At 51.5% G+C, this 10,242-nt stretch carries 11 protein-coding genes; all 11 read left to right on the plus strand.

The features are described from left to right. The first annotated feature begins 51 nt into the window (after positions 1-51). On the plus strand, positions 52-837 hold the full coding sequence (locus QME66_07330; GenBank protein ID MDI6808778.1) for an ABC transporter permease: 786 nt from the start codon (positions 52-54) through the stop codon (positions 835-837). A 6-nt stretch (positions 838-843) separates the two neighbouring features. Further along, positions 844-1,581: an ABC transporter ATP-binding protein gene (locus QME66_07335; protein ID MDI6808779.1), complete on the plus strand. Its 738-nt coding sequence runs from the start codon at positions 844-846 to the stop codon at positions 1,579-1,581. Positions 1,582-1,676: 95 nt separating this feature from the next. Beyond that, the gene (locus tag QME66_07340; GenBank protein MDI6808780.1) at positions 1,677-2,573 is read left to right on the plus strand and encodes an MlaD family protein; all 897 of its coding nucleotides are present in this window, start codon (positions 1,677-1,679) and stop codon (positions 2,571-2,573) included. A gap of 131 nt (positions 2,574-2,704) precedes the next feature. After that, a complete protein-coding gene (radA, locus tag QME66_07345) occupies positions 2,705-4,081 on the plus strand; it encodes a DNA repair protein RadA (protein MDI6808781.1) in 1,377 nt (458 codons plus the stop codon). A 7-nt stretch (positions 4,082-4,088) separates the two neighbouring features. Then, on the plus strand, positions 4,089-4,772 hold the full coding sequence (gene ispD, locus QME66_07350; protein ID MDI6808782.1) for a 2-C-methyl-D-erythritol 4-phosphate cytidylyltransferase: 684 nt from the start codon (positions 4,089-4,091) through the stop codon (positions 4,770-4,772). Positions 4,773-4,775: 3 nt separating this feature from the next. Beyond that, on the plus strand, positions 4,776-5,273 hold the full coding sequence (ispF, locus tag QME66_07355) for a 2-C-methyl-D-erythritol 2,4-cyclodiphosphate synthase (GenBank protein ID MDI6808783.1): 498 nt from the start codon (positions 4,776-4,778) through the stop codon (positions 5,271-5,273). 142 nt (positions 5,274-5,415) lie between these two features. Beyond that, on the plus strand, positions 5,416-6,450 hold the full coding sequence (locus QME66_07360; GenBank protein MDI6808784.1) for a D-alanine--D-alanine ligase: 1,035 nt from the start codon (positions 5,416-5,418) through the stop codon (positions 6,448-6,450). 14 nt (positions 6,451-6,464) lie between these two features. Continuing rightward, entirely contained in the window at positions 6,465-7,298 is an 834-nt protein-coding gene (locus tag QME66_07365) for a mechanosensitive ion channel (protein ID MDI6808785.1), read from the plus strand. Between the two features lie 75 nt (positions 7,299-7,373). After that, complete coding sequence (locus tag QME66_07370) at positions 7,374-8,063, plus strand: serine O-acetyltransferase (protein ID MDI6808786.1); 690 nt, start codon at positions 7,374-7,376, stop codon at positions 8,061-8,063. A gap of 78 nt (positions 8,064-8,141) precedes the next feature. Further along, entirely contained in the window at positions 8,142-9,545 is a 1,404-nt protein-coding gene (cysS, locus tag QME66_07375; protein MDI6808787.1) for a cysteine--tRNA ligase, read from the plus strand. A 309-nt stretch (positions 9,546-9,854) separates the two neighbouring features. Further along, the gene (locus QME66_07380; GenBank protein MDI6808788.1) at positions 9,855-10,193 is read left to right on the plus strand and encodes an AAA family ATPase; all 339 of its coding nucleotides are present in this window, start codon (positions 9,855-9,857) and stop codon (positions 10,191-10,193) included. Positions 10,194-10,242: the final 49 nt, after the last annotated feature.

Below are 10,242 nucleotides of genomic sequence, written 5' to 3' on the forward strand. Positions count from 1 at the left end.
TGAAGTTGGATCTCCAGGGAGGAGTACTCACCTTCTAGGATGACATCACGAATGTTCTATTCCATCTCAGAATTTGGCAGGACAGTCGTTGGAGCTGTAAGGGAGGTCGGGAGAATCTTCATGTTCACCGGCGAGATACTGGTCGCGCTTCCCAGCGCCATTGCCAAGCGCGAGAACACGCTGGAACAGATGGTTTCCATCGGGATAGGTTCGTTTCCTCTGGTTTTTGTTACCGCGATTTTCACTGGAGGCGTTGCGGCAGTCCAGGCAGCGTACCAGTTCCAGAACCTTGTGCCGATGCGATATCTCGGCTCTGCCATAGAAAGATCTGTCGTCATCGAGCTGGGTCCGGTTCTGACAGCCCTGGTTGTGGGAGGAAGGGTGGGTGCGTCAATAGCTGCAGAGCTTGGAACGATGAAGGTGACCGAGCAGATTGATGCGATGGAAAGTCTCGGAATCTCTCCGATAAGATATCTCGTGGCGCCGAGGTTCATTGCGGCAACACTCATGCTTCCAATTGCCACGATCTTTGCCGATTTGCTTGCCATGCTCGGGGCTTTTGCGGTTGCCAACCACTCACTCGACATGAAAACGCAGACCTTCATGGAAGGCGTCAGAATGTTTTTCTACGCGAAAGACATTTTTGGCGGTCTAATCAAGGCTTTTTTCTTCGGGATGATAATTGCTACCATGGGATGCTACCATGGATTCAGGACCGAGGGCGGAGCCGAGGGAGTCGGAATCGCAACCACCAGGGCGGTGGTCTATTCATGCGTACTAATTCTTGTCACGGACTACTTCCTGGCTTCGGCTCTCTTCAGGACGCTTTGGGGATAGACGACTTTGATCGAGATACGAAACCTTGAGAAGAGCTTTGGCGAGAACGTAGTCCTGCGCGGCGTCAACCTGAGGATTGGAGAAGGTGAGTGCGTAGTCATTATTGGACGAAGCGGGTGCGGGAAAAGTGTGCTCCTCAAGCATATAATCGGCCTCATCAAGCCCGATGGAGGGGAGATTCTTATTGGTGAGAAAGACATTGCAAAACTGGAAGAGAATGAGCTCCGCGACATAAGAAAGAAGTTTGGAATGGTTTTCCAAGGGTCGGCACTCTTCGATTCAATGAACGTCCTTGAAAATGTTGGCATCGGACTTAAAGAACATCTGAATCTTCCGGACATGAAGATCAGGGAAATAGTGAAGGAGAAACTGAAACTGGTCGGCCTTGATGGAATCGAGGACAATAGGCCGGCTGAACTCAGCGGCGGCATGAAGAAGAGAGTCGCGCTGGCAAGGGCGATTGCCATGGACCCTGAATGCCTCCTCTTCGATGAACCCACGACTGGACTTGACCCGGTGATGGCCGAAACCATAAACAAGCTCATTAGGGAATTGCAGAAGAAGCTCTCGGTAACGGCTGTGGCGGTTACGCATGATATGCTGAGTGCATACGAGATTGCCGACAGGATTGCCATGCTTCACGAGGGAAAAATCGTGTTTGAAGGGACTCCCCGCGAGGTGAAAGCATGTGAAAACCCTGTCGTGAAGGAATTTATTTCGGTCTGGCGCGAGGTGCTCGCGTGATAATCCCTTTACTCCTCTCCCCTCGGGGAGAGGGTAGGGTGAGGGGGACGCGGAAGGGTTGTCTCAGTTAGCAAACTTTTCAAACGGAGCTTGAAATGTCCAAGAAAAACACAGAGCTTAAAGTAGGAATCACAGCACTCATCGCACTTCTCATTCTTTCAATCAGCATCATCTGGATCAAGCAACTGAAGCCTGGAAGAAAGACTTATCTCATACAGACTGAGTTCCCTGACGTAAGCGGCCTATCGAAAGGCGACCCGGTGACTGTGAACGGCGTCGCGAAGGGAGTCGTTCGTTCTATTAAGCTATCAGATGGAACCGTGAAAGTGCTGCTTGCCGTGGAACAAGACGTCGTGCTCCGTGAGGATGCTGCTGTCTTGATAAAAAGTTCGGGCCTCATGGGGGAAAAAGAAGTCTCGATTTACGCCGGGATGTCTGAGAAAGCGCTGGATCTATCAAAGACGCTGAAGGGAACATACGGAGGCGATTTAGTGGATGTGATGGCAAAGCTGGGAAATGTACTCTCAAGCATCGAGGTGGTCGCATCCACGTTGGGCTCCGCTTCTGACACGACGAGAAAGATGCAGTCGTTCAAGCAGGGAATTGGGGATATCTTTGCGTTTGCCGAAGAGTCGAGAAAGCTCATTGAGGAAAACAGGGAGGATCTAAGAAAGGCAGTAACTGATTTCAAGGCAAGCGGCGAAGAATTGAGGAAAGTCCTCGCCACGAACTCGCCGCGGATCGGAACTACGATTCAGGGTTTTGAAACATCTTCGAAGAAGCTTGAGCGCGCCATTGTGAGGTTTGACAGTCTTTCTGCCAAGCTCGGAGAGGTTGCCCAGAAGACTAACGAGGGAAAGGGTACCATGTCCAAGTTGATCAATGACCCTGCCCTCTATGATGATCTGAGGAAGACCGCTCAGGATGCAAGCGCACTGATAGCGGACATCAAGGCAAATCCGTCAAAGTATTTCAAGGTCAAGGTATTCTAATCGGGAGCATTGTCCCCTCTCCCCATAGGGGAGAGGGATGGGTGAGAGCGGGTTCAGGTAAGGCCAGTCGGGCGATTCACTCCAGTCTCCTCTCCCCATCGGGGAGAGGGAGGGGTGAGGGGAAAGTAGAGATGCCCAAGGCATCCAAAACCAAGACCATCTTCATCTGCCAGAACTGCGGGAGCGAAAGCCCAAAGTGGTTTGGCCGCTGCACTGACTGCGGCGAATGGAACACTGCGGTTGCGGAAGAAAGAATCGAAGGCAAAACACGATGGACACCTCTCGAGGAAAGAGAAAGAGGGAAGCCCGTAAGGCTTCTTGATGTGGAAGACAGAGTCACCGAGAGGTACGCAACCGGAGTCGATGAGTTCGACAGAACTCTGGGCGGAGGAATTGTCCCCGGCGCAGTGGTCCTGGTCGGGGGAGATCCCGGAATCGGCAAATCGACACTTCTTCTTCAGGTTCTCGTACGGCTCGTCGAGAATGACTTCAAGACGCTCTATGTCTCAGGTGAGGAATCTGCGAGCCAGACAAAGCTGAGGGCTGAACGGCTCGGGCCGATTCCGGGAGAACTGCTCTTCGCCTGCGAGACCGATATATCCCAGGTGCTCCACTACATCAAGGATGTCGGCCCTCAGGTCGTCGTGATAGACTCAATTCAAACAATGTACAAGAGTGAAATTCCCAGCGCACCCGGAAGCGTGAGTCAGGTTAGGGAATGTGCGCTTGAGCTTCTTAATTATGCAAAAGGAAGTGATGTTTCAGTCTTACTGGTCGGGCACGTCACGAAGGATGGAATCGTTGCGGGCCCCAGGGTGCTCGAGCATATGGTTGATGCTGTTCTCTATCTCGAAGGAGAGCGGCATCACAACTACAGGATATTGAGGGCGGCAAAAAACAGGTTTGGTTCAACAAACGAGATTGGCATCTTCGAGATGAGAGAAGAAGGAATGGTCGAGGTGATAAATCCTTCGGGTGTGTTCCTAAAGGAAAGGCCGCTTGGTTTGTCCGGCTCTGTCGTCGTCGCGAGTATCGAAGGAACGAGGCCGATGCTGATAGAGCTTCAGGCTCTTGTGACCAGGACTGCTTACAATTACCCGCAGAGGGTGGCGACCGGATTCGAGCTGAGGCGGCTTTCGCTTCTCCTCGCAGTGATAGAAAAAAGGGCGGGTCTTCATCTCTCAGGGTCTGATGTTTTCTTCAATGTGGCCGGCGGAATGAGCACAGAAGAGCCGGGGGTTGACCTTGGAGTGGTGCTCTCAGTCTCATCGAGTTTCAAGAACAAGGCGATTGAAGACGGAATCGTTGCAATCGGAGAGGTTGGCCTGGGAGGAGAAGTACGGGGAGTAACTCACGTTGAACGCAGGGTGGTTGAGGCAGAGAGACTAGGTTTTAAGGAATGTATTATTCCGAAGAACAACCTTTCAAGTATCAAAGGATTCGGAAAGGGTAACATCAAAGTCACAGGAGTCTCCTCGATATTAGAGGCCTTGGAAAGGATTCTCTAGTTTGAGAGTGACCGCGATAGTTGTTGCCGGCGGTGAGGGTAGGAGGATCGGGAAGGACAAGAACCTGATCCCGCTCCTCGGAAAACCTCTTCTTTTCCACACCCTCAGAGCTTTCGAGAAAGCAAGAACTGTGAGTGATGTGATTCTTGTCGTGCGGAAAAAGAACGTGGAGTCGGCGAAGAAGCTTTTTGTCAATAAATTCAAGTTCGGAAAAATCAAAAAGATCGTCGAGGGCGGCCGCGAGAGGCAAGAATCGGTTTTGAAGGGACTGAGATGGGTAAGACCCGATACTGAATTTGTGGTGGTGCACGATGGCGCAAGACCGCTCGTTCGTCCGAGTCTCATTGATAAGACAGTCAGGGCATGCAGTGTCAAGGGCATCGAAGCGGTAACGACTGCCGTGAAAGCAACTGAGACTGTGAAAAAAGTGCGGGATGCCTTCATCGAAAAGACTCTGAACAGGGATGAGCTGTGGCTTTCCCAGACCCCTCAGGTCTTCAGGCACAGAACGATGCTTGCCGCTCACCTTCTGGCTTTCGGAGAGGAATTCGTCGGAACGGATGATGTTCAGCTTGTGGAGAGAATGGACGTAAAGGTGAAAATCATTGAAGGGAGCCGGGAAAACCTGAAGATCACGTTTCCCGAAGACCTGATAGTGGCAGAAGCATTCCTGAGGAAGAGGAGGCCTTGACGCTTGAGGAAGGGAACGAGGGCGGGAATCGGTTATGATGCGCACAGGTTCGTGGAAGGCAGGCCTCTCATCATCGGCGGCGTGAAGCTTCCCTACTGGAAGGGGCTTGAAGGTCACTCGGATGCGGATGTCCTCTCCCATGCAATCGGAGATGCGATTCTTGGGGCGATGAGTCTGGGAGACATCGGGAAGCATTTCCCGGATACCGACCCGGCCTTCAAAGGGATTTCGAGTCTTGAGCTCTTGAAAAGGATTTCTTCCATCATAAGTAAGAATGGCGGAGAGATCACGAATGTTGACTCCACCGTCGTGCTTGAAGAGCCGCGGCTCTCTCCATACACTACGCAGATGAGAAAAAAGATAGCTGATGCTCTTGCAGTCCCTGAAGATGCAGTTTGCGTCAAGGCAACGACTACAGAGGGGCTCGGTGCAACAGGAAGGAAAGAGGGAATTGCTGCTTATGCTATCGCAGTCGTCGAGGTGAGTGGCAGCCCTACTTGATGAGCTTGCGATTTCGTCTTGCATGTCCAAGGTGTGGGACGACAACGTTGGCTGAGGTGAAAGGGTGACACACAGTGAAGTCGAAACGGGCGACAGACCTTGTTCTTCCTCCACTTCTGATTATTCCACTGGGTCTCAAGACATGAAAAAGAAGGTCGTTGTTCTCATGGGCGGAACTTCTGCTGAAAGAAACGTCTCCCTTTCAAGCGGTAAAGGTATAACGCTTGCGCTTGAGAAAAAGGGCTGGAGTGTCATTCCCATAGATACGGGTCTTGGTAGGGTACTTCCAAGAAGCGAGCTTGAACTTCTGCCTCACACGAGCTCCACTCAAGTGGTTGCCGTGAAGAACGAGGAGAGGGCTGTAGATGTCGTGAAGATGAAAGAAGTGAAAGATACGGACGTGGTCTTCATCGCGCTTCACGGCGGGATTGGTGAGGATGGGACGCTTCAGGCTCTTCTCGACCTTGTTGGCGTGTCTTACACAGGGTCCGGAGTGCTTGCAAGTGCGCTTGCGATGGACAAAGTGATGGCGAAAAGAGTCTTCATTGCCAATGGAATTCCGACTCCGGAATGGTTCCTTCTTTCTTCGAAAGACAGCGTTCAGGAGTATGAGTCTAGCGTGGACGCCCTCGGAGGATATCCTGTCGTGGTGAAACCGAACGACCAGGGTTCCACGGTTGGCACCACGATAGTGGAAAAGAAGAGTGCACTTGGCGAGGCAGTCGAATGTGCATGCCGCTACAGTAATGAGATTCTTGTCGAGAGGTACATACCGGGAAGAGAAATCACCGTTGCCGTCCTTGGCGATGAAGTGCTTCCGATCGTTGAGATAGAGCCTGAGAACGAAATGTATGACTATGAGTGCAAATACACTAAAGGGAAAAGCAAATACACTGTACCTGCCAAACTATCCGTTGAGAAAACCAGAGAGATTCAGGAACTTGGCCTGAGAGCTTTCCGTGCACTCAAATGCTCCGGGTTTGCAAGGGTTGATCTCAGACTCTCACCCGAAGGGAAGCCGTACTGTCTTGAGTTAAATACGGTCCCAGGAATGACCGAAACCAGTCTTGTTCCGATGGCTGCCAAAGCTGTCGGGATTGATTTCCCAGAGCTCATAGAGCGGATCTGCGAGCTTGCCGCGAAAAAAGAAAGGAAATCGAGGACCGCAAGGCTATGAATTTTGGGCCTGAAATGAAACTCATCATCTCGCACGGAGTGAAGATCGTCTTCATTCTGATAATTGCTCTCGTTTCTATCAGGATTCTTCTCCTCCTGATCAGGAGGATGGAAAAAGCCGTGCAAAGGGACGACACAGTAGGCGCAGAGCAGATAAAAAGAGCCAAGACTCTTTCCCAGGTGTTGAGGACCGCAACGCTCATCTCTGTCCTTACCATTGCAGGCGTGATGGTCATCAAAGAGCTGGGCATAGACATCGGACCAATCCTTGCAGGTGCAGGAATACTTGGACTGGCCATTGGGCTTGGTGCCCAGACTCTGGTGAAAGACATAATCGGTGGAATCCTGATCCTTGGCGAGAACCAATTCAGAGTGGGTGATGTGGTCAGGGTCGGCGGGGTGTCCGGAGTAGTCGAGAACATGAGTCTGAGAACCACCATTCTCAGGGACCTTGAGGGCGCCGTTCATGTCATACCGAACAGTGAGGTCAAGGTTGTATCGAACCTCACAAAGGGCTGGTCGCAGGCCGTCGTGAATGTGAACATTGCGTACGGCGAGGATATTGACAAAGTCATGAGAATCCTTGATGAAGTTGGAGAAGAGCTCTCCCTGGACGAGACATTCTCATCTCTTATCCTTGAGAAACCGCAGGTCCTCGGAATCAACGAGTTCGGTGAATCACATATTTCGATAATGATGCTTGTGAAGACGGCTCCGATGAAGCAGTGGCAAGCCGCCCGCGAGCTGAGGAGGCGGATAAGGAAGACGTTTGACGCGAAGGGAATTGCGATACCATTTCCCCATCGCATTGTTATCTCAAAGAGCGCTGGGAACGAGCGGGGCGCATAAAGTATCCCTCTCCCCTTTGGGGAGAGGCAAGGTGAGGGGGGCACAAGCAGTTCCGAAGGAGGTGCCACTTAACAAATGGGAAACATACTTGGTGACATAAGAGCAGTCCGGGAACGAGACCCTTCTGCCGGAAATATTCTTACAGTCATTCTTACTCATCCCGGCCTTCATGCAGTTATCGCGCACAGGATTGCCTCTCAGCTCAAGAGGTGGGGAATTCCTTTCATCCCTCACCTGATTTCCTACGCATCGAGGGGAGAGACCGGTGTTTACATTCATCCATCTGCCCAGATCGGAAAGAGATTCTTCATCGACACCGGCACAGGTGTGGTGATTGGTGAGACTGCGATGGTCGGGGATGATGTTTCTGTCTTTCAGGGTGTGAATCTGGGGGGATCGGGGAGAGAAAAGACAAAGAGGCATCCGACTATTGGTGACAGGGTTGTTCTCGCACCTGGGGCGAAAATTCTTGGAAATATCACAGTCGGCGACGATGTTTATGTGGCAGCGAACTCCGTTGTGGTGAAAGATGTAGCGCCTGGAAATATTGCTGTTGGAATTCCGGCGAGACTGTTCAAGAAAGAGGCAAAGAGATTTCCTCTTGACCATTTTCATATTCCAGATCCGGTTTCGCTGCAGATTGACGATATGAAGAAGGAAATCGAGAAGATGAGGCGCGTTCTGGAAACTTCAGGACTCAAGGCACAGCTTTCACTCCTTGACGATGAACAACCTTCCGCAGTTGATGAAAAGCGCACTGAGTGATGCGGCCTCGATAGATGTGATGTCTTCATCACTTCGGAACAGAACCTAAACCTGAGGAACAATAGTCAGGAGGGAAAAGTGACGCTTCAAGTCCACGACAACTTGACCAGACAGAAATGGCAGTTCATTCCTTTCAAAGATGGACAGGTCGGAATGTATGTGTGCGGGATGACTGTCCAGGACAAGCCTCATCTCGGGCACATGTTTTCAAGTGTTGCCGGAGACATGCTCAGACGGTATCTCGAATACATGGGATTCACCGTCACGTACCTCTATAACTTCACCGATATCGACGACAAGATAATCGAGAAGGCAAAAGCAGAGAGTGTTAACTATCAGGTGATTGCCCTGCGAAATACTGAAGCATATTTTGCCTGCGCTGATCTCCTCAACATCAAAAGGGCCAGTATCTATCCGCGCGCAACGGAGCATATTCCGGAGATACTGGAGTTGATAAGAAAGCTTGAGGAAAAGAATCTCGCATATGCGAGTGGGACCGATGTTTACTACAACGTTTCACGTTTCAAGAGTTATGGAAAACTATCAGGCAAGAAGATTGATGAGCTCAGAGCCGGTGCTAGAGTTGAAGTAGGCGAGTCGAAAAGAAATCCGCTCGACTTCTGCCTGTGGAAAGGCGCAAAAGAGGGAGAACCTTTCTGGGAAAGCCCCTGGGGAAAAGGAAGGCCTGGATGGCATATCGAGTGCTCGGCCATGTCGATGGCTTATCTGGGAGAGACTTTTGACATACACGGCGGTGGGCAGGACCTCATTTTTCCGCATCACGAGAATGAGATCGCTCAATCCGAAGGCGCTACCGGAAAACCATTCGTGAACTTCTGGGTCGAGAATGGTCTCGTCAACCTGACCAGCGAGAAGATGTCGAAATCGACCCGGCACTTCATAGCTGCGGATGAGATATTGAGGGAGTTTGCTCCGGAAGCGGTTCGGTTCTACCTTCTTTCGAATCACTACACATCGCCGATCGAGTTTAACGAGGCGCGGCTCAATGAAGCAGGAGCTGCGCTTGAAAGATTGAAGAACAGCATGCGGAGGGCTCTCGAACTTGAGGAGAGCGAAGCCGGGAAGAAAGAAATCGCGAAAGGCGCTCCGATTCTCAAGACAATTGGAAAAACGAAAGAACTTTTTCACGAGAGCATGGAGGATGATTTCAACAGCGCAAAAGCAATCGGTCATCTCTTCGAGCTCGGGAAGGAAGTAAACCTGTCGCTCGAACGGGGGGGTGACGCGCCCGCGATTGGCGCCGCCGGAAGGAGCCTCCAGGAGCTCGGCGCCATACTCGGGCTTTTCTGGAAAGAAGAAAGAAGGGATGTCCCGCCTGAAGTCATACAACTTGCAAGAGAACGAGAATTGGCCAGAGACAAGAAGGAATGGGAGAGGGCCGATTCCATCAGAAAATCTCTCTTCGATCAGGGCTTCATCCTCGAAGACCACGCCGGAGGAACCCGGATAAGAAGGAAATAGGAAGCTGCTCTCCTCTCCCCAGTGGGGAGACGGTAGGGTGAGGGGGAGAAAGAACATCCACGTTGTGAACCTCTCCCCTCCGGGGAGATGGTAGAGTGAGGGGGAAGAAAGAACATTCTTCTTGGTTTTCTACATTTGAACCTCTCCCCTCCGGGGAGAGGATTAAGGTGAGGAGGAACAGGTCTTCATTTTTCGTGCAATTCACGTTGCCACCGGGGCTCCGATGTAATCTTTGTCTCCAAACGCCTCGTGGCGCAGACCTTGAAAATTCGGTTGACTAAACCGATATTTCAAGGTAGATTCGGAACTATGATTGAACGTAAGGAACACATTGCCATCCTTCGCGGACTTCTTCGGCGGCATCCTGTGGTGGCCATCGTCGGCGCGCGTCAGGTCGGGAAAACGACCCTGGCGAGGTCATTCCTTGCTCAGGCACGTGGTCGGTGCACATACTACGACTTGGAGAATCCGGAAGATCAGGCGCGGCTCGCGGATCCCATGCTGGCCATGAAGAGGCAGAAAGGCCTCGTCGTTATTGACGAGATACAACGCCAGCCCAATCTTTTCCCGATTCTTCGCGTGCTTGTGGACGAACCGGGATCGACGGCACGCTTCCTTGTACTGGGAAGTGCTTCGCCTGACTGTTGAACGTCAATTGTTTTTCCCGTTGGCGACAATTAGAATTCCCGTTTTTTCG

Source organism: Candidatus Eisenbacteria bacterium (assembly GCA_030017955.1).
Lineage (GTDB): Bacteria > Eisenbacteria > RBG-16-71-46 > JASEGR01 > JASEGR01 > JASEGR01.

Excerpts from the sequence above, each read along its gene's own strand:
- QME66_07380 (MDI6808788.1), top strand. The coding sequence starts at position 9,855 with ATGATTGAACGTAAGGAACACATTGCCATCCTTCGCGGACTTCTTCGG.
- QME66_07370 (MDI6808786.1), top strand. The coding sequence starts at position 7,374 with ATGGGAAACATACTTGGTGACATAAGAGCAGTCCGGGAACGAGACCCT.
- radA (MDI6808781.1), top strand. The coding sequence starts at position 2,705 with ATGCCCAAGGCATCCAAAACCAAGACCATCTTCATCTGCCAGAACTGC.
- QME66_07330 (MDI6808778.1), top strand. The coding sequence starts at position 52 with ATGTTCTATTCCATCTCAGAATTTGGCAGGACAGTCGTTGGAGCTGTA.
- QME66_07340 (MDI6808780.1), top strand. The coding sequence starts at position 1,677 with ATGTCCAAGAAAAACACAGAGCTTAAAGTAGGAATCACAGCACTCATC.
- QME66_07365 (MDI6808785.1), top strand. The coding sequence starts at position 6,465 with ATGAAACTCATCATCTCGCACGGAGTGAAGATCGTCTTCATTCTGATA.
- QME66_07360 (MDI6808784.1), top strand. The coding sequence starts at position 5,416 with ATGAAAAAGAAGGTCGTTGTTCTCATGGGCGGAACTTCTGCTGAAAGA.